At 72.2% G+C, this 23,059-nt stretch carries 22 protein-coding genes; 12 read left to right on the top strand and 10 right to left on the bottom strand.

The window, feature by feature from the left end:
• Nucleotides 1-182: 182 nt before the first annotated feature.
• Both helR and SNOUR_RS38730 read left to right on the top strand, forming a co-directional pair.
• Nucleotides 183-2,333 (top strand): RNA polymerase recycling motor ATPase HelR, encoded by a 2,151-nt coding sequence (helR, locus tag SNOUR_RS38735; protein WP_067356617.1) that lies wholly within the window; start codon nt 183-185, stop codon nt 2,331-2,333.
• Nucleotides 2,334-3,022: 689 nt separating this feature from the next.
• Nucleotides 3,023-3,724: a helix-turn-helix domain-containing protein gene (locus tag SNOUR_RS38730; protein WP_067356614.1), complete on the top strand. Its 702-nt coding sequence runs from the start codon at nt 3,023-3,025 to the stop codon at nt 3,722-3,724.
• Nucleotides 3,725-3,772: 48 nt separating this feature from the next.
• On the opposite strand, the gene SNOUR_RS38725 is transcribed toward SNOUR_RS38730, so the two are convergent.
• Genes SNOUR_RS38725 through SNOUR_RS38695 form a run of 7 tightly spaced genes read right to left on the bottom strand, consistent with a single transcriptional unit; the run spans nt 3,773 to nt 11,393 of the window.
• Nucleotides 3,773-4,039, bottom strand: a complete 267-nt coding sequence (locus tag SNOUR_RS38725; RefSeq protein WP_067356612.1) for a MoaD/ThiS family protein — start codon at nt 4,037-4,039, stop codon at nt 3,773-3,775.
• Nucleotides 4,036-5,202 (bottom strand): acyl-CoA dehydrogenase family protein, encoded by a 1,167-nt coding sequence (locus SNOUR_RS38720; RefSeq protein ID WP_067356610.1) that lies wholly within the window; start codon nt 5,200-5,202, stop codon nt 4,036-4,038. Before SNOUR_RS38720 ends, SNOUR_RS38725 begins: the two co-directional genes overlap by 4 nt.
• On the bottom strand, nt 5,183-5,506 hold the full coding sequence (locus SNOUR_RS38715; protein WP_079143673.1) for an acyl carrier protein: 324 nt from the start codon (nt 5,504-5,506) through the stop codon (nt 5,183-5,185). Before SNOUR_RS38715 ends, SNOUR_RS38720 begins: the two co-directional genes overlap by 20 nt.
• Nucleotides 5,466-7,190 (bottom strand): acyl-CoA dehydrogenase family protein, encoded by a 1,725-nt coding sequence (locus SNOUR_RS38710; protein WP_067356604.1) that lies wholly within the window; start codon nt 7,188-7,190, stop codon nt 5,466-5,468. The genes SNOUR_RS38715 and SNOUR_RS38710 overlap by 41 nt, the downstream gene beginning before the upstream one ends.
• Entirely contained in the window at nt 7,184-8,017 is an 834-nt protein-coding gene (locus SNOUR_RS38705; protein ID WP_067356602.1) for an acyl-CoA thioesterase family protein, read from the bottom strand. The genes SNOUR_RS38710 and SNOUR_RS38705 overlap by 7 nt, the downstream gene beginning before the upstream one ends.
• A gap of 5 nt (nt 8,018-8,022) precedes the next feature.
• Complete coding sequence (locus tag SNOUR_RS38700; protein WP_067356599.1) at nt 8,023-9,681, bottom strand: AMP-binding protein; 1,659 nt, start codon at nt 9,679-9,681, stop codon at nt 8,023-8,025.
• A complete protein-coding gene (locus SNOUR_RS38695) occupies nt 9,672-11,393 on the bottom strand; it encodes a class I adenylate-forming enzyme family protein (protein WP_079143167.1) in 1,722 nt (573 codons plus the stop codon). Before SNOUR_RS38695 ends, SNOUR_RS38700 begins: the two co-directional genes overlap by 10 nt.
• A 140-nt stretch (nt 11,394-11,533) precedes the next feature.
• On the opposite strand from SNOUR_RS38695, the gene SNOUR_RS38690 reads away from it, so the two are divergent.
• The 5 genes from SNOUR_RS38690 to SNOUR_RS38670 all read left to right on the top strand — a co-directional run bounded on the left by SNOUR_RS38690 (nt 11,534) and on the right by SNOUR_RS38670 (nt 15,192).
• On the top strand, nt 11,534-12,544 hold the full coding sequence (locus SNOUR_RS38690) for an SDR family NAD(P)-dependent oxidoreductase (protein ID WP_312635303.1): 1,011 nt from the start codon (nt 11,534-11,536) through the stop codon (nt 12,542-12,544).
• Nucleotides 12,545-12,619: 75 nt separating this feature from the next.
• Entirely contained in the window at nt 12,620-12,910 is a 291-nt protein-coding gene (locus SNOUR_RS38685; RefSeq protein WP_067356594.1) for a hypothetical protein, read from the top strand.
• A 40-nt stretch (nt 12,911-12,950) separates the two neighbouring features.
• Nucleotides 12,951-13,616, top strand: a complete 666-nt coding sequence (locus SNOUR_RS38680; RefSeq protein WP_099055756.1) for a molybdopterin-dependent oxidoreductase — start codon at nt 12,951-12,953, stop codon at nt 13,614-13,616.
• Nucleotides 13,600-14,226 carry a cytochrome b/b6 domain-containing protein gene (locus SNOUR_RS38675; protein ID WP_067356590.1) on the top strand — a complete coding sequence of 209 codons (627 nt, stop codon included), beginning with the start codon at nt 13,600-13,602 and terminating at the stop codon, nt 14,224-14,226. The genes SNOUR_RS38680 and SNOUR_RS38675 overlap by 17 nt, the downstream gene beginning before the upstream one ends.
• Before the next feature lie 177 nt (nt 14,227-14,403).
• Nucleotides 14,404-15,192: a hypothetical protein gene (locus SNOUR_RS38670; RefSeq protein ID WP_067356587.1), complete on the top strand. Its 789-nt coding sequence runs from the start codon at nt 14,404-14,406 to the stop codon at nt 15,190-15,192.
• A 242-nt stretch (nt 15,193-15,434) separates the two neighbouring features.
• On the opposite strand, the gene SNOUR_RS38665 is transcribed toward SNOUR_RS38670, so the two are convergent.
• Entirely contained in the window at nt 15,435-16,232 is a 798-nt protein-coding gene (locus tag SNOUR_RS38665) for a methyltransferase domain-containing protein (protein ID WP_067359146.1), read from the bottom strand.
• A gap of 230 nt (nt 16,233-16,462) precedes the next feature.
• Here SNOUR_RS38665 and SNOUR_RS38660 point away from each other — a divergent pair, with 230 nt between their 5' ends.
• Nucleotides 16,463-17,200 carry a response regulator transcription factor gene (locus SNOUR_RS38660; protein WP_067356585.1) on the top strand — a complete coding sequence of 246 codons (738 nt, stop codon included), beginning with the start codon at nt 16,463-16,465 and terminating at the stop codon, nt 17,198-17,200.
• Complete coding sequence (locus tag SNOUR_RS38655; protein WP_067356582.1) at nt 17,190-18,302, top strand: sensor histidine kinase; 1,113 nt, start codon at nt 17,190-17,192, stop codon at nt 18,300-18,302. Before SNOUR_RS38660 ends, SNOUR_RS38655 begins: the two co-directional genes overlap by 11 nt.
• Nucleotides 18,303-18,372: 70 nt before the next feature.
• On the opposite strand, the gene SNOUR_RS38650 is transcribed toward SNOUR_RS38655, so the two are convergent.
• Both SNOUR_RS38650 and SNOUR_RS38645 read right to left on the bottom strand, forming a co-directional pair.
• On the bottom strand, nt 18,373-19,299 hold the full coding sequence (locus SNOUR_RS38650; protein ID WP_067356580.1) for a phosphotransferase: 927 nt from the start codon (nt 19,297-19,299) through the stop codon (nt 18,373-18,375).
• Between the two features lie 84 nt (nt 19,300-19,383).
• The gene (locus SNOUR_RS38645; RefSeq protein WP_174717937.1) at nt 19,384-20,049 is read right to left on the bottom strand and encodes a P-loop NTPase family protein; all 666 of its coding nucleotides are present in this window, start codon (nt 20,047-20,049) and stop codon (nt 19,384-19,386) included.
• Nucleotides 20,050-20,324: 275 nt separating this feature from the next.
• Between SNOUR_RS38645 and SNOUR_RS38640 the strand changes: the two genes are divergently transcribed.
• From SNOUR_RS38640 to SNOUR_RS38630, 3 genes are all read left to right on the top strand, one after another.
• Nucleotides 20,325-21,059 carry a carbonic anhydrase gene (locus SNOUR_RS38640; RefSeq protein WP_174717936.1) on the top strand — a complete coding sequence of 245 codons (735 nt, stop codon included), beginning with the start codon at nt 20,325-20,327 and terminating at the stop codon, nt 21,057-21,059.
• A 414-nt stretch (nt 21,060-21,473) separates the two neighbouring features.
• Nucleotides 21,474-22,190: a DUF4190 domain-containing protein gene (locus tag SNOUR_RS38635; protein WP_312635292.1), complete on the top strand. Its 717-nt coding sequence runs from the start codon at nt 21,474-21,476 to the stop codon at nt 22,188-22,190.
• A 226-nt stretch (nt 22,191-22,416) separates the two neighbouring features.
• Nucleotides 22,417-22,989, top strand: coding sequence for a MarR family winged helix-turn-helix transcriptional regulator (locus SNOUR_RS38630; protein ID WP_067356575.1), 573 nt, complete (start codon nt 22,417-22,419; stop codon nt 22,987-22,989).
• Nucleotides 22,990-23,059 lie beyond the last annotated feature (70 nt).

Here is a 23,059-nt window from a genome sequence, read left to right as displayed (position 1 = left end):
CTTGTCCGTCCGGAGCGGACGATCACGGCAGAAGGGCGTACCCACTCCTTGCCACTCTCAACGTATAGCGCACTGGGGGCCTTGCGGCAAGGCCCCAGTCATGCCGCACAATCGCTGACCTCGGCCAGGACCTTCGGCAATGGGAGCTTTACGAAGTGCGTGTGTCTATCGGAGCCGGTGCCATGAATTCCCTGACCACCAGCGCGTTCGACCTTCCCGACCGCCTCTCCCCCAAGGCGGACCCGACCCTGATCGCCGGCGACGAACGGCACTTCGCGGCCATCGCGGAGAGCCTTGAGCAGTCGATGGCCGAACTGTCCGACCGCCTCGACGCCGAACTGAAGTCGCCCGGCGGCGTCGGCCGGCAGGCCATGGACCGGGACGCGGAGGTCCAGCGGCTCACCGGGCGCCTGCGCGCCCTGCGGCGCTTCGGCCTGGATCTGTGCCTGGGGCGCGTCGTCGGCGCGGACGACCCCGAGCCCGTGTACATCGGACGGCTCGGCCTCACCGACAGCGCGGGGCGTCGGCTGCTGGTCGACTGGCGCTCCCCGGCCGCCGCACCGTTCTTCGCGGCGACCCACGCCAACCCGATGGGTCTGGCCAGCCGCCGCAGGTATCGCTGGACCGGCGGCCGGATCGGCGACTACTGGGACGAGGTGTTCACCGCCGACGGACTGGACGGGCACGCCGCGCTCGACGACCAGTCCGCCTTCATCGCCAGCCTGGGCAGCACCCGGTCGTCGCGGATGCGCGACGTGCTCGCCACCATCCAGGCCGACCAGGACGCCATCATCCGGGCGGGTTCCCGGGGCGCTCTCGTCGTCGACGGCGGACCGGGCACCGGCAAGACGGTCGTCGCCCTGCATCGCACCGCCCACCTTCTCTACTCCGACCCTCGCCTCGGCCACCGTCGGGGCGGCGTGCTGTTCGTCGGTCCGCACCAGCCCTACCTGGCCTACGTCGAGGACGTCCTGCCCAGTCTCGGGGAGGAGGGGGTGCAGACCTGCACGGTGCGGGACCTCGTCGCCGAGGGGGCCGGAGCGGCGGTCGAGGCCGACCCGGAGGTCGCCCGACTGAAGTCGTCCGCAGGCATGGTCGAGGCGATCGAGGCGGCCGTCAGGTTCTACGAGGAGCCGCCGGCCGAGGGGATGACGGTCACGACCGCCTGGGCCGACATCCGACTGAGCGCCGACGACTGGGCCGAGGCGTTCGACGCGCCGGATCCGGGCACCCCGCACAACGAGGCGCGCGAGCAGATCTGGGACGAGCTGGTCACGATCCTGCTGGACAAGCTCGACGGCGATGTCCCGCCCGACCTGTTCCAACGCTCGCTCAGGCACGACGAGGATCTGGTCACCACCCTCAACCGCGCCTGGCCGCTGCTCGAAGCGACCGACCTCGTCGGAGACCTGTGGTCGGTGCCGGCGTATCTGCGGATGTGCGCCCCCTGGCTCAGCCGCGACGAGGTGCGCACGCTGCGGCGCAAGGAGGCGCCCCAGGCATGGACGGTGTCCGACCTGCCGCTCCTGGACGCGGCGCGGCAGCGGCTGGGCGACCCGGAGGCGGCGCGACGCACCCGCCGGCAGCAGGCCGCAGTCGACGCAGAGCGCGCCCGCATGGCCGACGTCATCGCCGATGTGCTGGCGGCGGATGACGACGGTGAGGGCGCGGTGACCATGCTGCGCGGGCAGGACCTGCAGGACAGGCTGATCGACCGGACCGCCCTGCCCGGCATCGATCCGGACCGCCTCGCCGGCCCGTTCGCGCACATCGTCGTGGACGAGGCTCAGGAACTGACCGACGCGGAGTGGCGGATGCTGCTGTTGCGGTGTCCGTCCCGGAGCTTCACCATCGTCGGGGATCGCGCCCAGGCCAGGCACGGGTTCACCGAGTCGTGGCAGGAACGACTGGAGCGGATCGGGCTCGACCGGGTCGAGGCGACCTCCCTGAGCATCAACTACCGGACGCCGGAAGAGGTCATGTCGGAGGCCGAGCTGGTCATCCGGGCCGAGTTGCCGGATGCCAACGTGCCGACCTCCATCCGCAGCAGCGGCGTGCCCGTCGCTCACGGATCCGTTGCGGACCGGGACTCGATCCTCGACGCCTGGCTCGCCGCGCATGCGGACGGGATCGCCTGCGTCATCGGCGATCCCACGTTCCGGGCGACGTCCCGGGTGCGGTCGCTCGCCCCGGAACTGACGAAGGGGCTGGAGTTCGACCTGGTCGTCCTCGTCGACCCGGAGGAGTTCGGCACGGGCATCGAAGGTGCGGTCGATCGCTATGTCGCGATGACCCGGGCGACCGGGCAACTCGTCATCCTGACGAGCTCCTGACGTCGTCGCGGCAAGCCGTCCGCCGCCGCGCGCCCCTGGAGGCGCCGTCCCGCCCCCTCTGACGGAGTCACCTCCGGAACGGGGGCACGCGGTGAAGGCGCGGACGACGGCGGTGGATCACGCCTCGGGGCGGGATCGTGAGGCGCTGCGCCTCCTCCCGCTTCGGCGTGACCTCCTGCTCGGGAGGAGGCGAGCGGGAGGCATCGGCGCGCATCGCGCGTCCGGGAGCGCGCGTCGCGCGGGCTGGCCATTGGCACATGCAGCCACGCGGCGGGCTCGCGAAGTGCCTCCGTGCGCGGGCGGCAAGGGGTTGCCTCCGCCCACGGGCCGGGGTCGACTGGACAGAGGCGGCCGATTCACCCGCCGGGCACGCGCGGGATGCCCGGCCGCTTTCCTGTCCTCCTGCGCGCAGGTACGCATCGAGCTGGCGACACAGCCGAGATCGCCGGGCAGTCCCGAGCCAACCACCCACGGTCTTCCGCTGGGTGTGGCACCGCGGTGCTCCTGGGTGAGGTCCGTGGGACATCGGATCCCGGCCGTGACCGGCGGTGGGTCGCCTCCTGACGCGGCGGGCCGTCCGGACCTAGTGCAGAGGTAGGCGTGTGGTGTTCAGCGTGGCGTCCGGAGCGCCGGACCATGCTCCTGACCGGCCGAGGCTGCCTGGTGGCTCTCCCCAGACGACCGGTGTCGTGCGCAGGGTCGGCGTCATACTCGCCGAACTGGCGGAGGCGGCCGCTCCCCTGTCGCTGACCAAACTCACCCACCGCACCGGCCTGCCCAAGACCACGGTCCACCGCCTGCTGGCATCCATGTGCGACGCGGGACTGGTGCGACGCACGGATGCCGGCTATCTGCTCGGCCTGGCCGTTCCCCCGGCCACCGCCGCGCCCGCCCGGCCGTCCTTCGCCGTGCCACGGCGGTGGTATCTGCCCCACCTGGTCGAGCTCTACGAGAGGACACACCAGATGGTCGGCCTGGGCGTGCTCACAGGAGACGAAGTGACGTACCTGGAACGGCTCTACGGGCCCGACCGCCTCGACGACGGAGGTGAGGACATCGACCGGCTACCAGCCGTGCAGACACCCGCAGGCCGCGTGCTGCTGGCCTTTGCGCAGGCCGAGCGACCGTGCGGAACGGGCAGGGCAGCCACGGGTGCCGGGCTGGCACGCGCCCTGGCCGACATCCGGCGCCGCCGGATCGCCGTCCACACCGACGCCTCCGACCTTGGGGCGTTCCGTGCCGCCGCTCCGGTGACCGACCGGGCTGGTCGGGTGGTGGCCGCGGTGGAGATCGGTGGCGGGGGTTGCCCGGGCGTGTGCGTGACCACGCTGGTCGAGCAGGCCCGCCGGACTGCACACGCGCTGACGGCCGCTGCCCGCTGCCTGGGCTGAGGGGTGTGGGGCCGGCCCGGGACCGGACCATGCACCGCTGTTGGACGGTCAGCCTCCGGCGATCGCGGTAAGGATCTCCACCGTATCCCCGTCCTGCAGGAAGAGGTGGTCTTCCGGTGCGGACACCAACTCGCCGTTGATCAGCACCCGGTGTGTGCCGCGCAGCCTTCCCCCGCTGTCGCGCAGGACCTGGCGCAGTTGCGGATACCGCTCCTCGGCGTGGCGCAGGGCCTCGGCGAGTGTCCTGGCGGGGAGCGTGATTTCGCGCTCGAAGCCGGCGAAGCGCTGGAGGGTTCCGCTGAGGAGCAGCGTCATGAGGTCGGTTCCCTTCGTGCCGGGGTGGCGCAGGCCGAGAGGGCGGTGGCTCCCAGGAGGACCTCCAGGGTGTCCTGGGAGCCGGCGGCCACCACGAGGTCGGTGAAGTCGCGCAACGCCTGGCCGTAGCGGGGGTCCCCGTAGCAGGCGTGTCCGCCGAGCACGCGGAATGCCTGGTCCGCGATCGAGCGGATCTGCTCGACCACGAAGTGCTTGGCAGCGGTGATCACGGGGTCGAAGAGCGGGTCGCAGTGGCCGGCTTCGGCCCGGTCCAGGGCGTGGTGGAGAGTGGCTTGTGCGGCCTGGAGGGAGATGTACATTCGCCCGAGTGCACCTTGGACGTTGGGCAACTGGCTCAGGGGGCGTCCGTAGCGGGTGGTGGTCGCCAGGCGGTGTGCGCAGCGTTCGAGCAGGGCCCGGGCGCGGCCCAGGGGCCCGCATACGGCCACCAGCCGCCGGGCGTTGAGGAAGCGTTGGGCGTGCCCCAGTCCGTCCTGGGCGGCGACGATGCGGTCGGCGGGAAGGGCGGTGTGCTCGAAGGTGAGGGTGCGCGGTCCGTTGGTGCGGTGCCCGATGGAGGCGGTGGGTCCGCACCGCACCCCGGGGTCGTCGCGTTCGACGATCACTGCGACCATGTCGCCGCCGTCGTCGAGGGCGTAGGTGAGGAAGAGGTCCGCCAGGGCGGCGCCGCTGACGTGGGTCTTGTGTCCGGTGAGCAGGAATCCGCCGGCGGTGTGGCGGAGCCGTGTGGCCAGGGCGAAGGGGTCGGCGTCCTCGGAGTAGGCGAGCGCCGCCAACGCCGTCCCGTCGGCCAGCCGGTGCACATGGCGCCGGGCCGGCTCGGGGCGTTCCGCCTCCAACAGCGCGGTGGCGATGCCCACTTGCATGCTCACGGTGTACGGGACCGCGTCGTCCTCGCACAGGTAGCCGATCTCCTCCAGGACCCGCCCCCAGGTCCGGGGGCCGGCGCCCTGCCCACCGGCGTGCCGGGGCAGTGCGTACGAGGTCAGGCCGGCGTCGGCGGCGGCCCTCGCGAACCACGAGGGCAACGGTTCCCCGGCCGCGTACCGCTGGGTGACGTCAGCGTTCACCATGCTCAGCAGGGTGCCCCAGCGGTCCCGCACCAAGGCGGCGAGGTAGCGGTCATCGGTCGGCAGGGCCATGCTCACCCGCCCCCCTCTCTCCGGTGGGGGCGTCGGTCGCCAGGAGGCGGGCGAGGTCGGCGAGCGGGGTCGTGGTGAGGTCGGCGAGCGGCAGGCGCAGGCCGAGGTCTTCCTCGATGGTCACCGAGATGCCGGCGATGGTCACCGAATCGAACCCCCGGGCGTCCAGGGATTGTTCAAGAGTGATGCGGTCGGGTGTGGTGCCCAGGCAGCCGGCGAGCAGGGCCCGCAGATAGGCGGCGGCATGGGGGTAGCGATCCACGTCATGGGAGCGCAGCAGGGCCGCGGCGGTCAGTGTGTCCATCGGGTGGTCCTTGGTCGTTCGGCGGGGGAAGAGGGAACGGGGAGGGCCAACGCCCCTGGCGGCAGGTGCGGGAGAGCCAGTCGATGAGGGCGTCCTCGGTAGTGGCTGCGGGTGGCTGCGGGGGCTTGCGGCCCAGCATCGTCAACAGGCGGTCCCAACAGGCGGCCAGCCAGCCGGAGCCGGCGAGTTCGGGTTCCAACAGTCGGTGATTGTGCGTCCAGGTGTGTGCGCAGGCGGCGGCCGCGTGCAGCAGGCAGTGGCGGTGGGCCAGCGCGTACGCCGCGCGGGGCGTGCCGTGGGACCACGTCAGTCGGGAGAACTTCCGTCGTAGAGTTGCTCGTTCGTCGTCCAGGAGCCGGAATCGGCCCTGGAGGCAGGGGCCACTCCAGTCCTGGACGATCTCGTCCCGTGCGACGGGCTGGAGCCGTGGTCCGGTCGCCCGGGGGTGCCAGGCAGCGGTGGGTGTCGTCAGTGTGAAGACGTCGGCCAGGTCCGGGCCGGCGGCCCGGCCCCGGGGCTGCGGGGCGCCGACGCCGCGCAGGGCGGAGGCGATGAGGTTCAGCTGCACCGGGGAGGTGCCGTCGACGATGCTCGTCGCGGCGAGGTCGCGGACGAGTTTCTGCAGCATGCCGGAGGCGGTCGGCTCGCGCAGGTAGAAGCGTGTGCTGAGCACGTGCGCGGCGTTGCGGACCACCTTTTCGCACAACAGCGGTACCACGTATTTGGCTACCGAGGTCCACAGTCGGGCGCGGTTCGCGCTGAGCGTGGTGGCGCGGGCGGCCGCGCGGGCGACGCAGTCGGCGGTCAGCAGGTCCAGGCATGCCTCCGACAGAAGTGCCCGTACCGGCGGCAGGGCCAGCAGCCGCCTGCCGTAGAGCTGCCGCTCGTGCGCTCGCGCGGTGGCGATGCGGAGCGCGGCGTCGGCGGCGCCCAGGGCGACACCGCAGGCCAGTACGCGGGCGTAGGACGAGGCGGTCAGCAGCATCTCCACCCCGCGCCCAGGGGGGCCGAGTTGCGCGGTGGCCGGGACCTCGCAGTGGTCGAAGTCCAGCCCGCTCAGGTCGTTGCCGCGCAGGCCGTGCGTGGGCACCTGGGGCAGGTGTCGGAACCGGTCGGCCGGGAGGAAGCGGGTGTCCAGGAGGAACAGTCCCGGTTGGGTTCCGCTGCGCGCCAGTACGGTGCAGAAGGTGCCCCGGGTGGCGTTGCTGACCGGCCATTTCCGGCCGGCCAGCCGAAACCCCGCCGGGGTGCGGGTCGCCGTCGTCGCGGTCGCGAGCACATCGCTGCCGGCCAGCTCCTCGCTGATGGCGATGGCTCCGAAGTCGCCGGCGGTCAGGCGCTCGGCCACCAGGGTGCGCTGGGGCACGGTCCCCCACATCCACACCGGCAGGGCGGCGAAGAGGGAGGCCCCGTACCCCACCGAGAGGACGGGGTCGCGGCGAGCCAGGACGCGCAGCAGGTCGAGGGTCTCCTCGAAGGAGGTCAGCCGTCCCCCGTCCGGCCGTGGAATCAGGTAGGAGGCCAGGCCCCCCTGTCTGGCCACCGCGAAGCCGTGGAGCGGAGGCTGCTCCCGCTCGTCCAGTGTGACGAGGCTGTGGTACGAGACGGGGGCACCGGGGTCGAACGGGTCGCCGAGTGCGGCTTCCAGGGCCGTGGACGGGTGGTGGGCGGCGGGCTTCACCATTGCTCCACCACCCTGGCCAGGTCACGTCCCCGGCAGCGCACCGTGTGGGTGAAGGCCGGGTGGGGGGTCCCGGGCCAGGCACGGCTGTCCACCTCGACCGCATCGAACAGGGCGGCTGGGGAGGTGAGTCGGGCATCCAGGCGGCGCAGAGGTTGTTGGAGCGCCGCGCGCAGTCGCGGGGTGCCGGCCGCGTGGTCGAGGACGAGGCGTTCCCGGCCGGCCGCGGCCAGGGCGACCAGTTCGGTCCAGGCCCATTGGTCGGCCATCTCACAGGCTGCCCGATGGATCAGGAACGGTGTGCGGGAGCGGGCCAGCGGAGGTTCGGTGCGCTCCAGGTCGTGGCGGAGGGCGGGGACCGGGGACAGGCAGGGGGTGTCGGGGTCCTCCTCCGCGGGGAAGCGACGGAGCAGCTCCGGCGGAAGGGGTGCGGGCCGCGCGGAGAGTGCGGCGTCCCCGTCCAGGCGGACGGGGAGAGCCACCAAGTGCACCCGCACCGCCGCGTCCGGGATGTGCCGGGCGTCGCTGTGGGTGCCGATGCGGGTCGTCCACTCCATCTGCCGTCCACCGTGCCTGGTGCGTCCTTCGACCGTGATCAGCAGTGTGTCGGCGTCGTCGAAGCGCAACGGGTGCTCGTAGCGGATGCCGACCGACCACACCACCAGGCCGGTGTGGTACTCGGTCAGCAGTCTGCGGTAGCTGACCAGGTGGTCGTGGAGCCAGCGGGCCATGGCCGTGTTGGCGATGCGGCCCGCCATGACGGGCTGGAGCTGCTGCGGGGTGAACAGACTGGTGTCGCACGGCAGCGTGTACCGGCAGTGGCGTGCCATCGGTGTCACCCGCCGCGGTGCGGGACGCCGAAGCGCACCGCGGTCTCTTCGCTCAACTGGTCATGGCGGTAGAGGGATCGGAGACGGGTGCGCTGCAACTTGCCGCTTGAGGTGCGGGGCATGGTTCCGGGTGGGATGACGATGCCCGCCGAGGGTCCGATGCCGTGCCGTTCGACCAGTTTGCGCCTGGCCCGACGGCATGCCTCCTGCCAGCTCCGCAGCGACTGGCTGTCGTTGCGCCGCCGCTCGGCGACGACCACGTACCCGCCCTCGCCGTCCGCGACGACCGCGCAGTGGTCCGTCCCGATGGCCAGGATCCCGCTCGCGGTCGCCTCCAGGTCGGCCGGGTAGAGGGTGCGGCCCGCAGTGAGGATGACGTCGTCGGCCCGCCCCACGATGTACAGCTCGCCGTCCTGGATGGTGGCCAGGTCGTCGGTGACCAGCCAGCCGTCGGACCAGTGCGGCACGGTGTCGCCGGTGTAGCCGGTCATCAGGCAGTCGCCGGACACCTCGATCCGCCCCACCCGGCCGGGGACCCGGACCTGGACGCCGGCCACCGGCGGGCCGCAGGAGACCAGTTCGAGGCCGGTCGGTGCCGGTTCCCAGCGCAGCTCTCCGAGGGCGGACGTGTCCACCTGCACCGAGGTCCAGTGCCGGGCGGGTGCCACCAGGCTGACCGCGACCGACACCTCGGCCATGCCGTAGCCCGGGCACAGGGCGGTCTCGTCGAAGCCGTACGGCGCCGTCGCGGCGGCGAACCGGCGCAGGCTCTCCCCACGCACGGGTTCCGCGCCGACGACGACGGCCCGCAGGGTGCTCAGGTCGCAGCCGGGACTGCCGCCGGCGCGAAGCTGCCGCGCCGCCAGGTCGAGGGCGAAGTTCGGTGTGTAGGTCACAGTGGCCGACCGTGCCGAGCAGACCGGCAGCCAGCTGCGGAGGAACCAGTGCGGCGGCATGAGGGTCACCTCCCGGGCGCCGCAGGGTCGGCCCATGCCGACCAGTGGGGCCAGGGTGGCGGCGACCAGCCCCATGTCGTGCGAGAGCGGGCACCAGGAGCAGCACACCAGCCCCTCCGCCGCACTTCCCAACCGGTCCAGCAGCGCCAGGACGTTGGCGGCCAGCGCCCGGGACGTCAGGTGGACGCCCTTGACCGTGCCGGTGCTTCCGGAGGAGAACTGCACCAGGTCGCCCGCGCCGGCGGCCTCCCAACGGCGGCCGAACCCCGCGCACGCGGCGACATCGACGACGTGCCGCGCCACGCCCTCGGCCAGGCCGAGGGCCGACCCGGGGACGGCGACCAGTGCGATCTCCATCCGCCGGCAGATCTCCACCAGGGCGGCCCGGTGCTCCACGGCCGTGACGCCGCGGCCCGGCTGTGGGAGCGAGACCGCGGTCAGCCCCGCTCGCCAGGCACCCAGCAGTGCGGCGAGGCAGTCCGGTGCCGCTGTCATCAGCAGGCCGACCGGTTCCCCCGGGGACCCGGCCGACTCCCGGAAGTACGCGGCGGCGGCCTCGGAACGGCGCCACAGCTGTGCGAACGGCACCTGTTGAACGGACGGGCCCCCGGGCATCCCGAGGAACCGCGCGACACCGGTGCCGGAGGCGGCGCACTCCAGCAGTTCGGTGAGCGTGGCCCCGGCCGTGCCCGGCCCGCTCACGTCCATCGGCCCGTGCCGACGGGCCGGGCACCGGGCATCAGCCGCTCCCGGAGCCGTCCCCTGGCGATCTTCCAGGTGCCGGTCCGCGGGAACTCCTCCCAGGCGATCCGGACCGGCTCCGCCAGATCGGGCAGGTCCCGGACCGCACGCTGCCACTCCCCCGGATCGAGGGGGCGGTCGCCCACAGTGCTGTAGACCGGTAGGGGCCGTCGCCGTACGGCCGGCAGGATGACGATCTCGGTCAGCTGGGGCAGGCGGTCCAACAGGACGTCCTCCAGCTCGATGGCGCTGCCGCCGGCGATACGGTCGACCTCGCGGTCGACCAGCCTGACCATCCCGAACCGGTTGATCACACCCAGGTCGCCGGTGTTCCACCAGTCGCCGTTGCGCTTGAGCTCGTGCCGGTCCTGCTCCCCGACGTAGGCCAGGCAGCGACCCGGTTGGGAGAACTCGATGAGGCCGACACGGCCGCGGCGCACCGGACGTCCGGTCTCCGGGTCCACCGCCCGGATCTTCCCGTACCCCGGGACCGGCCGGCCCAGGCTCTGGTTGACCGGTGGCCGCTTGCCGCGGTGCCGGACCGACCGGCGCGCGTACGGCCGCAGGGCGATCGGGCCGCACTCGCTCTGGCTCCATGCCTGGATCCACAGCGGGAGGCGGCGGTCGCTGGCATCGAGGAGGGTACGCATGGTGCGGGTGTGGATCGCGTCGAACGAGTTGAGGAACAGCCGCACATTGCCGAACGGACGGTCCGGATCCCGCGCGAGGTCCTCCCAGGAGAGGAACATGTTGGGCATGGCCTCCACGACGGTGGGCCGGTACTCGATCAACAGTCGGCGCACCGCCGGCGACCTGGCGTCGGAGAGCATGATCATGCGCAGCCCGATGGTCGCCAGGGAGAGCTGAAAGGCCATCGTCCGCTCGTGCCAGAACGGGTCGCAGAACGCCCAGGTGTCCCGCTGCCCCATCCACAGCGGCCAGCGCTCAGCCTCGACCAGGTCCATGGCGTGCGCCGATGTGGCCGAGTGCATCACGAGTTTGGGCACACCGGTGGTACCCGAGGTGTGCGTCACCCACATCGGCTCGTCGGGCGCCCGGAGCCGTGCGGTAGGCACGGCACCGCCCCGCAGGCTCGCCAGGTCCACCACGTCGAGCCGGCCGCCGGTGTCGTCGACGCACACCGTGCGGCGGGTCAGTGCGGCGAGCGCGGCAGGCTCCAGGCCGCAGCCGTCGAGGTGGGCCCGGTCGGTGACCAGGAACGGCCGCTCAAGGCGCCGGAGCAGGGTATGGCTGACCGGAGCGCCGTCCACCGGCGGGCCGTACGTGCCGGACAGCGGCGCGGGGATGGCCCCGATCCGGGCCACGGCCGAGGAAATCACCAGCAGGTCGAAGTGGTTGGCCTTGAGGACGGCCACCCGGTCCCAGGCACGTACCCCCAGCGCGTGGAGCCAGGCCGTGGTCTCGTCGACCAGCGACGCCCATTGCGTGAGGGTCCGCACCGCCGGGCCCTGGGGGTCGATGTCGGGCGGCCGGTCGGCGATCAGCAGTTGGGACGGATTGCGCTGCGCCGCCACGTGCCAGGCTTCGCCGATGCGCCCGGTGGCCAGAGGCCGGCCACCGAGGAATCGGGGAAGGATCCGCTGCGCGCCACGGGTCGGCGCGTATGCGGTGAGGAACGGGGGCAGTTCACCGCGCTGCCCGGACATTCGCGAGGACATGGCATGACCTCCTTCTCGGCACACCGTCGTCCGATGCCGAGAGCGTAGGGCGCCCCGACCGGTGGCAAAACCGGGAGTTCCGGAGAGCGGAACAGACCCGCCTGCCGGCTCCCACCAGGGCGCGGCGGCCGTTCCGCGCAGTGGAACCGGGCTTGCCCCGGCCACCGCCGGCCGCCGACGCTTCGCACACCGGCGGCTGCGGCTGCGGCTGCGGCTGCGGCTGCGGCTGCGGCTGCGAGCACCACAGCAGTCATCCGGTCCAGGGCATCCCACACAGCGACGCGAGACAGCAACACAAACACAAGACCAAGGAAGACCGAGAGAAAGCGAGATGCGCCGTGCCCTCTCGATTTGACCTCGACGGCAGGAAGGCCCTGGTGACCGGGGCGTCACGCGGCATCGGACGCTCCATCGCCCGGGCCTTCGCGCAAGCGGGCGCCGATGTCGCCGTCCTCGCGCGCAGCACCGACGACCTGTCGGAACTCGCCGCGGAGATTGGGCGGTTCGGCCGCAAGGCCGTGGCACTGACCTGCGACGTCGTCGAGGAGGAACAGATTCACGCCGCCGTGTCCGAAGCGATCGGCGCGCTCGGCTGCCTGGACATCGTCGCCAACGTCGCGGGTGGCACGCCCACCGCAGGCCCGTTCCTGGAGATCCCGGTCGATGCCTGGCAGCGCGACATGCGCCTCAACTTCGCATCGGTACTGCACTTCTGCCGTGCCGCGGGCCCGCACCTTCTGGAACGGGGCACCGGATCGGTGATCAACGTGTCCTCGGTGGCGGGTGTGGCCGGCGTCCCCTCCCGTTCCACCATCGCGGTCTCGAAGGCGGCAGTCATCGCCCTGACCCGGACCCTGGGCGCGGAATGGGCGCCGGCCGGTGTCCGGGTCAACGCGATCCTCCCGGGTTGGACCGCCACCGCGGAAACCGCGGCGGTCCGCGAGAACCCACAGGTGTCGGCCGGACTGATGCACGCCGTGCCGATGCGCCGGTGGGGCACCCCCGACGAGATCGCCGACTCCGCCGTCTACCTGGCCGCTGACGCCTCGTCCATGGTGACCGGCAGTTGCCTGACCATCGATGCGGGCGTGTCCGCGTACGTCGGTGGCCCCACGCTTCTCGACCTGCTCGCCTTCGGACGCCTCGGCTGATCACCCGCCCCGACACCCCAAGAGGCGCCGCCCCAAGGCCACTTCCCCTCGGCCAACGGCGGCCGGAACCTCGACGTGCGGAACGGCAACAGCGGTGACGGCGTCTTCACCGACGAGGACGGCTCCACCTGCTTCTGGACCAAGGGCTCCCAGGCCCCGGCCGAACCGCTTCCCAAGCAGTGCGTCTCCCCTGTCTGGTACAACGGCACCGAAGCTCCGGTGCCGTGGACGTTCTCCACCTGCCGCTCCCGGGGCTGCGCCTGCCGTGGCAGGCAGCGGCTCCGGGTCTTACGAATCGCTGACGGCCGGGCGCGCGGGGTGGTCGGCGGCCCCGAACCGGTGCTGTGCTGGTCGCATGGTCAGTGAAAGGCAAGGCAGGCCCGTCGGTCGGCGATTGGTCCTGGGAATGCTCGGGCTCGGCGCCGTGGGCGTGGCGGTCGGGGCGCCGCTGCAGGACAGCCTCAACGGGGTGTTCGCCGGCGTGCGCGAGACGGATCCCACCGGCATCACGGGCCTGTTGCCCGGCTCCGGTGACTTCCGGTTCTACTCGGTGGCCCCCTCGGTCCCGCAACGCACCGCCGCCGACTACCGCCTCACCGTGGACGGGCTCGTCGCGCGTCCGACGGCGTACACGCTGGCGGACCTCCAGGGTCTGCCGCGCACCCGGATGGTCAAGGACGTGCAGTGCGTCACCGGCTGGCGGGTGCCGCGGACGCCGTTCACGGGTGTACGGCTGTCCCATCTGCTCGACGCGGCGGGGGCGAAGCCGGGCGCCAAGGCCGTGCGGTTCACCTGCTTCGACGGCGTGTACACCGAGAGCCTGACCCTGGACCAGGCCCGGCGGCCCGACATGCTGGTCGCCTACGCGATGGACGACCGGCCCGTGACGCACGCGCACGGCGGGCCGGTCCGGCTGTACGCCGCGCCGATGTACTTCTACAAGTCGGCGAAGTGGCTGTCCGGCATCACGGTCACCGACCGTGTGCAGCCCGGATATTGGGAAGAGCGCGGGTACGACGTGGACGCCTGGGTCGGCCGATCGAACGGGCGGGACGATGCCAGCATCGACTGAACGGCCGGCCCCGGTGCGCGATGCGGAGAGGCTGCGGCGGTTCACCGCCGCGGAGCGGTGGGTGCACCGGGCCACGGCGGCGCTGATGGGCGTCATGCTGCTCACCGCGGCCTGCCTGTACGTGCCGTACCTGGCCCAACTCGTCGGCCGCCGCAACCTGCTGGTCACCCTGCACGAGTGGGCGGGGATCGCCCTGCCGGTACCGTTGCTGGCGGGGCTGGTCTCACGGGCCTTCCGGGCGGATCTGGGCCGGCTGAACCGGTTCGGCCCGCAGGACCGCGGCTGGGTGAGAGCGGCCCTGCGCGGGCACCACCGCCCGTCGGGAAAGTTCAACGCCGGGCAGAAACTGTATGCGGCATTGGTCGCCGGAGCCGGGCTCGTCATGATCGGTACCGGCCTGATCCTGTGGTTCCCGAGCCTGGTGCCGCTGCTCTGGCGGACCGGGGCGACCTTCGTCCACGACTGGATCGCCCTGTTCGTCGGCGTCCTCGTCATCGGCCATGTGCGGATGGCGGCCCGCGATCCGGAGGCCCGCCGCGGGCTGCGCACCGGCCATGTCTCGCGCGCCTGGGCCAGACGGGAGCATCCGTTGTGGGAGGAGGAGTCCTGAGCCGGTCCGGCGGATGAGGGTCGGGGCCGTGGCGACCGGGCGCGCGCAGGTCGCCCACGGCACGGTCGTCGTTGCCGCGATCCGGCGGTGGCTCCGCTCACCAGGTACGAGGGGAGCCACTGTCACAGCCGGCCGTTACGCTTCGAGCGATTTCCCGCCAGCTGACCGGAAGACATCATGACGCACAGCTCCAGACCGTCGACCGAAGCGATACTCACCGCGCTGCCCGCGCTCGCCCCCTACGCGCGCGACGCCGTGGTGTTCAGTCCCGAGCGTGGTGAGCCGGACCCCCGGAGCAGCTCGATCGGCGGCCCGCTCCTGTGGCCGAGTGACGATCCGTGGCCGGAGTGCTCCGTGCCCGACGAGGACAGCCCTGATGGCGCACCTGCCACGGCGATGGTGCCGGTCGCCCAGATCTTCCGACGAGACGCGCCGGGGCCCTGGTGGCCCGCCGACTTCGACCTCTTGCAGATCCTCTGGTGTCCCAATGAACACTGGGATCCGCCGGCCCAACAGGCCGACATCAGCCCTGTGGTCGAGGTGCGATGGCGTCGGGCCGCTGAGGTGACGAGCCGGTTGACGACCCCGCCGTCCCCCTCGCGCTACGACGAGGACGGCTGTCTGCCCCAGGCATGCACCCTCACCGCTCGGCATCTGACCGACTTCCCCTACCGGGAAGAGCTGCCCCCGGACCTCCGCCCGCAACTGGAGGAACTGGTCCGTGCGACCGGTGACGGCAGTGACGTCATCACCCGCGTCGCCGGTTGGAAGCTCGGCGGCTGGCCAACCTGGCACCTGACGTACCCGGCGGTGTTCGCCTGCGATGACTGCGGCACGGACCTGACGCTGCTGTTCACCATGGCCAGCGATGCGGAGTCAGGAGTCGTCGTCGGCCGCTCCGGAGACCTGCGGATCTTCACCTGCCCTGCCGACCACCGTCACCCCTTCCAGGTGGACCTGCACTGACCCGGCCCGGCACGCGCCGCGGTCCATCAGGGAGAACAGCCAGCCGTCGGGCTGCCGTTCGACGTCCGCTCCGTGCCCGACCGGCGCGCGATGCGCTGTTCGTCGATCCGTGCGGGCGACGAGCCCCAGGCGCGATACAGAACCGCGGCGGCGCACAGCGCCCAGACGACGGCGTAACCGGCGAGGAGCGGGCCGGGGGCGGGTAGTGACGGGGACAGGTGGTCGTCCGGGTGACGCGCCGGTCATCGGCGGCCGGGCCTCGCGGCGAGGGCGGCCGGGGTGGTGTGTGGGTCATGGCGTCCCGGGCCCGGGCGGCGCAGGGCCACGAAGGGGCGGCCGTCGACCGCCCATCGGCCGGTCGGGAGCCAACCCGTCGCGTCGGCGGCACGCAGCACGGCTTTGGTGCCCAGACGGGCCCAGGGGAACGGGCGGCCGTGGCGGCCCCGGGCGTCCTCGACGCGCGCGGTGAGGCGCTCGTCCACGTCGTGAGGGGCCGCCTCGGCCAGCAGGCGTCCACCCGGGGCGACCAGGGTGCGCAGGCGGTCGAGCAGGCCGATCGGATCGCCGCCGATGCCGATGTTTCCGTCCATGAGCAGGACGGTGCCCCACCGGCCCTCCTGCGGCAGGCGGTCGAAGACGGACCGTCGCACGGCCCGGCCCCCGAGGCGGCGGGTGCGGGCCACGGCGGTCGGGCTGACGTCGATGCCCAGCGCCGGGACGCCTTGGGCGGCCAGCGCGGCCACCAGGCGTCCGGGGCCGCAGCCGGCGTCGAGGACGGGGCCGGTACAGCGCCGCAGCACGCTCGCGTCGGCCGCGTCGGGCACGGCGCACCAGCGCTCGACGTCCAGGGGCAGCAGATCACCCCGCCAACCAGGGCCCTGCGCGGCGTCCGACGCTGACAGGCGGCGCAGGAAGAGCGGGCCGCTGCCGGTGCGCAGAGCGTGCGCGTACGGCTGGTCCGTCCAGGGGTCACGCGGTTCTGCGGGCGCGGGGCGGCCGGTGGCGGGCGTCGGCGCGTGCGGATGGGCAGCCGCCGCGATGTCGGGCGCGCGCCGGCCCGGCGCAATGCGGTCCGGCACCCACGGCAGTGCCTGGGCCCCGTCGAGGCGGGGCAGCACGACGTCGACCCGTGAAGGGGAAGGGGATGTCTCACTCACCCCCCTCACCCTACGAGAGCAAAAGGTACATAAAGGACTTGGTGACCTTACGGAACGCTGACGTCCCGGGCCTTCGCGGCCGGCCGCCGAAAGAGGATGCAAGACTCGGTGAGGTGAAACGCGTACTCGTCGTGGACGACGACCCCACCGTCTCCGAAGTCGTGGCCGGCTATCTGGACCGGGCGGGCTTCGCGGTCGAGACGGTCGCCGACGGCCCGACCGCCGTGGCCCGGGCCACCGCCCAGCCACCCGACCTGGTGGTGCTGGACCTGATGCTGCCGGGCATGGACGGGCTGGAGGTCTGCCGGCGCATCCGCGCGCAGGGCCCACTCCCGGTGATCATGCTGACCGCGCGCGGCGACGAGGAGGACCGCATCCTGGGCCTGGAGTTCGGAGCGGACGACTACGTCACCAAACCCTTCAGCCCCCGCGAACTCGTCCTGCGGGTGCAGTCGGTCCTGCGCCGCGCCGGCGTACCGACCACCGCCCGGACGGCACGGTCGGAGCCATGGCTGCGGGCCGGACCACTCAGCCTGGACCCGGCCGGCCGACGCGCCACCCGCGACGGAACCGAACTCGCCCTGACGATAAGGGAGTTCGACCTGCTGGAGTTCTTCCTGCGGAACCCCGGGCGGGCGACGAGCCGGGAGGAGCTGATGCGCCGGGTCTGGGGCTGGGAGTTCGGTGATCTGTCCACCGTGACCGTCCACGTACGGCGACTGCGCGAGAAGATCGAGGACGACCCGGCCCGCCCGCACCTGATCAGCACGGTGTGGGGCGTGGGCTACCGCTTCGACGCCGCCCCACCACCGGAAGGGACCGACGAGCGAGGAGCCCACGATGATCGGTGACGCGCTGCTCATCGCGCTGTATGCGGCGGTCGGCGCGGGCGCCGCCGGACTGGTCGGCACGGCCGCCCTGCGGCTGCTCCGGAACCGATCGGTCACCCTGTCCCTGGCCGTGGTCGCCGCCGTCACGGTGGCCGCGATGCTCGCCGGAACGCTCCTGGTCTCCTGGGCCATGCTGCTGTCCGATCACGACCTGTGGGTCGTGACCACGGTCTGTGCCATGGCGGCGGTCGTCTCCATGACGGTGGCCCTCGTCCTCGGCCGCCGCGTCGTCAAGGGAAGCCGCGCACTGGCCGAGGCCGCCCGAGCCCTCGGGGACGACGGCCGCTTCACCCCGCCCGCCGCCGCGCCCACGGCCGAACTCGCCCAGCTGAGCCGCGAACTGGCCGCCACCAGCGCCAGGCTCACCGAGTCCCGGGAGCGCGAGCGGACCCTGGAAGCCTCGCGCCGGGAACTGGTCGCCTGGATCTCCCACGATCTGCGCACCCCACTGGCCGGCCTGCAGGCGATGGCCGAGGCGCTGGAGGACGGCGTGGTCGACGATCCCGGCGTCTACCACACCCGGATCCGCACGGAGGTCGAGCGGATGGGCACCATGGTCGGCGACCTCTTCGAGCTCTCCCGCATCCAGGCCGGCGTCCTCACCCTGGCCCCCACCCGGATGTCGGCCTACGACCTCGTCGGGGAAGCGATCGCCGGCGTGGACGCACTCGCCAGGGAACACGGCGTGCGACTGGTCGGGGACGGCGTCGATCCCGTGCCGATCGAGGTCGACGGCCGCGAGATGTCCCGCGTACTGGGCAACCTGCTGATCAACGCCATCCGCCGGACCCCCGCCGACGGCACCGTCGCGGTCTCCGCCCGGCGCCAGGCCACCGGCGTCGTCCTGTCCGTGACCGACGGCTGTGGCGGCATCCCCCCGGAAGACCTGCCCCGGGTCTTCGACACCGGCTGGCGCGGCACCCACGCCCGGACCCCGCCCGCCGGGGCGGGGCTGGGCCTGGCCATCGTGCGCGGCATCGTGGAGGCCCACCAGGGCCGCGCTGCGGTGTCCAACGTGCCCGGCGGATGCCGCTTCGAGGTCCACCTTCCCGCAGCCGGCTGACCACCACCCACCAGCCGGCCACCCGCACCCACGCCACATACACGCGCACGCCGCGGCAGGGCAGCCGCACTCACTCCGACGCAGACAGTTCCTCGAACAGCCCCTCCAACGCCGTGCGGTCGTCGTCGCTGCCGGTGTGCGGCGAGGCGAACCACCGCGCGTACTCCGCGATCTCCGACAATCGCCAATCGAGCGCGAACAACTCGACCATCGCCGGATCGTGACGCAGGCGGGCACCGGCGGCGAGCAGATCGCCGTAGTCCCGCTCGCGCGGTGCGAGCACCAGCGATTCCCAGTCGACCAGTCGTAGGCCGAAGGCGCCGACGACCTGGTTGGCGTAGTGCGGCTCACCGTGCGTCGGCACCCACCCCTCCCGGCCGGCGAGCGCCCTGTCCGCCAGTTCGTGATAGCGGGCCGTCCAGCGTCCGATCTCCTCGCCGCGCGCGGCCAGCGCGGCCCTGGCCTCCTCCCCCAGCGGACCGGACGTCCACGGCCGCGCGGTCCTGGCCCGCAAGGCGTCGGCGAACGACGGCGCGACCCGCGGAGCCCAGTCCCGCAATCCCCCCGGAGGCTCGGCCTCGTGCAACGCGGCCAACGCGGCGACAACCCCACGGACATGGCCCGGCTCGCGCGCCTCCGCCTCCGTCGGAGTCCGCCCCTCCAACCACGGCGTCACACTGAGCGCCCCGCCCGCGGCCTCGACGGTGAACCGCCCGGCCCGATGCGGCAGCGGTGCGCACACCACCTCCAGCCCGCCCGCCGCGAGCGCGGCCGCCCCCGCATACGCGGCTTCCAGCGACTCCGCGGTATGCCTGGGCCCCAACTCGTCCAACGTCACGAACAAGGCGGTGCCGCCACCGGCCACCCTCCAGTGATGCGCGCCGAAACCCCAGGGCAAATAGACGACCTCCGCGATCTCGGATGTCTCGGCCGGCCAATGCCCGGCGATCGCACGGGCGATGGCATCGTCGCTGATGAAAGGGTGAGGGGAATGCATGAGGCCCGACCCTAATCACGGCCCGGCCGCCACTCACCCGTTTTTCCCGCGCGGCCGGCCGGCATCGGGGACGTACCGGACGAACTACCGGCCCAGCACCTCCACCAGGCGGCGTCGGGCATGGGCATACGCTTCCCGGGCGTCGAGGTCTCCTACTTCCACACCCACCACGTGCCACGGGGTCTGTGCGAGCAGACGACGGGTCAGGTCGGCCTCGTAGCGGAGATGAGCGGCGGCCGACGCGAGGTCGCGAACGGCCCGAGTACCAGGGGACCCGGCGAGCTTCCGCACGTACCACTCCTCCCAGGCATCGCCCTCGCGCTCGACCGCGCGTCGCAGCGCCCTGGCCGGATCGTCGTGCACGTACACCACGGTGACCTGGGCCGGCTCCACAGCCCGGGCCAGCTCACCCATGACGTGGACGAGGGTCCCCTCGTCGTGCCCCCATGCCACCAGGGACGGGATGAACGGCAGCAGGGCATCGGTCACCAGGTAGTCCTTGCCCGCCGCGAGCGACTCTGCGACGTAGGCGCGCGTGCACCCGACCAGGGTCGCAGGCCGGACGCTTCCGTCCCCACCGGCGAACTCTTCGGTCACGGGCCGGAAGGCAGCCCGTGTGAGGATGTCGGCCTCCTCGAAGTGGTCCACCGATGCGCCGGTGTCGCCGAGCCACTCGGCTATCGCACGACACAGGGTGGACTTGCCGACACCAGGGCTGCTGCCGATGACGGAGATGAGGTGCATGGTCATGGCGGCAGTCTCACACCGTGCGCAGTCCTCCACCCGGTATTTCGTCGGAAGACGAAGGCTACGAGGGCGCGACGAGAGTGAGGGCCGCGCCGGTGCCGACGAACTCGGGGCCGGCTGCCCACGTCCACGCGCCGTCGGTACCCGCCCTCGGCCGTCGGTGGCGACCTCGCCCGTGCCCGCTTGCGCCTGCCGCCGCGTCACCCCGCCCCGCTGAACAATTGCCCTGGCCGAGAAGCAGGGAAGGGCCCGGGCGACACCGAGGGGATCGACGAGCGATGACTGGTGCGGGACATCTGGATCGTAGAGCGCTGTTGGCCGGCGGGCTCGCGGGTGCCACGTTCGCGCTCGCCGGGTGCGCGTCGACGAGCGCCGCACCGTCGGCGACCGGCGCCTCGCCGTCGCCCCGGCCGACCACTCCGACCGCGGCATTCACGCGACTGATGGAGGGCAACAAGCGCTGGGTGAGCGGAGACCTCCAACACCCCGACCGGGATCCGAATCGGCGTCAGCTGGTGTCCCAGACGCAGGAGCCCTTTGGTTCGATCCTCTCCTGCATCGACTCCCGGGTGCCGCCCGAGCTCCTCTTCGACACGGGACTGGGCGACCTGTATGTGATGCGCACGGGCGGGGAGGTGCTCGGCCCGGTGGTCACCGGTTCCGTCGAGTACGGGCCGATGACGAGCGGCACCCCGCTCATCGTGGTCCTCGGACATCAGCGCTGCGGCGCCGTCAAGGCCGCATACGCGGCCCTCCACAACGACAAACCGCTGGCCGGCAATCTGCAGGCGATCGTCAAGGCACTGCAGCCGGCGTACGAACAGACGGTCCGGGAAGGAGGCGCAGACCCCGTCGACACCATGGCCCGCGCCCAGGTCGAGTTGACCGCGACCGAGCTGCGCTCCAACCAGGACCTCGCTCCCCTCGTGGCCAAGGGCGCCCTTGCCGTCGTCGGCGCCTACTACTCGCTCGACACGGGCCGAGTGGAAGTTCTGGCCGGCGCACCTTCCTGAACCGGCCCGGACGAAGCCCGGTCCCCTCGCGGCATCCGCAACCCCACCTGACGACCTGCGCTCGACCGCAGCTGCCAACCGTCTCGGCTCGCGCCAGGCCAGGCGCCGTGCGGTGCCGTGCCGCGCCACCCCCAGACATGGCCACGCCGCGACCGCCCATGCCGGCTTCCGAACGAGTAAAGAGTTCGACCGATATCGACCATCAGGGGTAAATAATAGGGAAAATGTTCTGGTAATCTCCCAGTTCAGAGACTCGCGTGAAGGAACCGCATGACTACGCCCACTCCTCCCGATGGCTCCACGACCACGGGTCGCCAGCCACAGGACCACGACCCGTGGGCCCCACCGGCACACCAATCCGTCGACGTGCCCCCCGCGACCTACCCGACACCCATCGGCCAACCCCGTAACGGCATGGGCATCACCGCCCTGGTGCTCGGCCTGGTCGGCGTGGTCCTCGGCCTGTTCGTCTTCCTGTTCTGGATGTCCTGGCTCCCCGCCCTGCTGGCCGTGATCTTCGGCGGCGTGGGGGTGAGCCACGCACGCAAGGGTCGTGCGACCAACAAGGGCATGGCCGTCGCCGGTCTCGCCCTGGGCATCGTCGGGCTGCTGATCGCGGCCGGCAGCGCGGTGTTCACCGCGGTGGTGGTCAAGCACGCCGTCGACGACGCACGCTCGGAGATCAAGGAAGCCAAGGAGGCCGAGGAGTCGAAGGCGGCCGAGGAGAAGAAGCGGCACCTGTCCTTCGGCGAGGCGTACACCTTCGGCAATGGCCTGAAGGTCACGGTGTCCAAGCCGACGCCGTTCACCCCGGACGAGTTCGCCAACGGCCACGCCAAGGGCAACAAGGCCGTGGAGATCACCGTCACGGTGGTCAACACCGGCTCCCGGCGCGTGGGCGTCGAGACCGGAATGCCGGACGTCAAGGACGCGGACGGGATCTCGGCACAACTGGTCATCGACGGAAGCGGCCGGCAGAAGGTCATCACCGGCGCCGTCCCGCCCGGCGGGAAGGCCATCGGCAAGTACGCCTTCTCGCTGCCGCCGGAGGCCGCCAATCCGGTCGAGGTGAAGTTCAGCCCGGACGTGTCGCAGTGGGACGACGCCTACTGGAGCGGGCCCTCCTCCTGACCTGCGCGGCAGGCCCCAACCGTAGCGGCAGACGTTCGCGAGCAGCCGCGACCGGTCTGCCGGTGCGGCCCCGGCAGGTCGCCGACTGCGGCGAACGCCTGATTTCCTCTTCCGCGGGCGCGAGCCAAGACCGGTCAAAAGCCCGGCACTTCTACAATTCGGCTCCGTACGGTCCGGCGCGCGTCTCGCGGCCGGGCCGTACGCCGGCGACGAAGAGGAGGGTCCCGTGCCAGGCCAACGCTCCATCATCGAGGCCGAGAAGCTCGTCGAAGCCAAGCTCGGCGGCGTCCCGATCGGGCACGACCAGATGGCCGTGGTGGCCAACATCCATCGGGTGGCCGCGGCCGTCCGGCAACATCTGGAGAATTCCGTACTGCGTGGTTCGGATCTGACCTGGACCGCGTTCGTCGTGCTGTGGGTGATCTGGATCTGGGGCGAGTCGGAGACCCGATACGTCGCGGAGGAGGTCGGGATCTCCAAGGGCACCCTGACCGGCGTCGCCCGCACCCTGGAGTCCCGCGGCCTGGTCAGGCGGGCCGGCCACCCCGAGGACGGCCGGTTGGTGCTGCTCGGTCTCACCACGGAGGGCGAGGCGCTGATGCACCGCCTGTTCCCCCAGTTCAACGCGGAGGAGGTCTTCGTCACCCAACGGCTCGACGCCGAGGAGTGCCGACGGACCGCGGAGATGTTGCGCCGGATCGTGGTGCAGGTCGAGACGCACGGCGAGGAGCGACGGGCGGCACTGCTGGACGGCGCGGAGCCGGCCCCACGCCGCAGCGGACGCCGCCCGAAGTCCTGACGGGGCGTCGGCGTCCCTGGGCCGGTGCGCGGCCGCTCGTCCTGGAGCGCCGCACCGAACCGTCCACCGA

This window comes from Streptomyces noursei ATCC 11455, assembly GCF_001704275.1.
In the GTDB taxonomy this organism is placed as follows: Bacteria; Actinomycetota; Actinomycetes; order Streptomycetales; family Streptomycetaceae; genus Streptomyces; species Streptomyces noursei.
This window is presented reverse-complemented; position numbering and strand designations above follow the sequence as displayed.